Genomic DNA, 856 nt, shown 5'->3' with positions numbered 1-856 from the left:
CTGCAAAGGACAGCTTTTCGATCATGGACGTGGCGGTGTTCCGGCTCTCTAAGCGGGATAAGCGCAAATCCGACATGATTCGCTACGAGCTGCCCGACGGCATGGTCGAAGTCTCCGCCGGTGCCTATGGTATGGCGACGGTTTGGGACTACGACATTGTGCTGATGTATCTCTCCCACCTGGTCGAAGGGCTCAACCGTCATCGCAAGTTTGGCGGTCCGCTGCCCTCCCGTGTTTTTCGTCCGCACCCTTCTGAAATCTTGAAGTTCTGCCGGATGAGCGATGGCGGTCGGCAATACGAGGCAATCGAGGGCGCGATCGACCGCCTGCGCACTACCGTCGTCAAGAACATCCGGACGATCAAGGGGCGCCAGCGCACCGCCTGGGCGCCGGAAGGCCTGATCGCCGAAGGCAGCCGCACCGTGTCTGACCCAAACACCGGGCGCGTGACCGAGGTCGAAATCGTTGTGCCGGCATGGATCTACAACGAGGTCGTCAACACCGAAAAGCCTGAAATCCTGACGATGCACCGCGACTACTTCCTCCTAGACGGCGGCATCGCGCGGTTCGTCTACCGGCTCGCTCGCCGCGCTGCAGGACGAACTTCCGCAGAGTGGCTGTTCCGCACGCTGTACGAACGCAGCGGCAGCACAGGCACGTTCAAAGAGTTTTCGCGCAGCCTGCGCACGCTGATCCAGACCAATGAACTGCCCGAATACATGCTGTCGGAAGTCGCCGGCAAAGCCGGTCCGCTCCTACGCATGGCCTATCGCGGTACGATCCTGGAAGGCGAGGCCTAGCACATGTGTGCTGTGGCATCCGTGCTAATGGTCAAACATCCGGGTGGGTAATAGAC

General features: G+C 60.5%; 1 protein-coding gene. It reads left to right on the top strand.

The window, feature by feature from the left end; translation table 11 throughout:
* Positions 1-800 (top strand): replication initiator protein A (locus tag EOD15_RS34910; RefSeq protein ID WP_127409351.1); only part of this gene is annotated, 800 nt, incomplete at its 5' end.
* Positions 801-856 lie beyond the last annotated feature (56 nt).

The organism is Mesorhizobium sp. M7A.T.Ca.US.000.02.2.1, from assembly GCF_003996995.1.
Lineage (GTDB): Bacteria > Pseudomonadota > Alphaproteobacteria > Rhizobiales > Rhizobiaceae > Mesorhizobium.
Note: the sequence above shows the minus strand (reverse complement) of the source record. Positions and strands in the feature narration are given on the sequence as shown.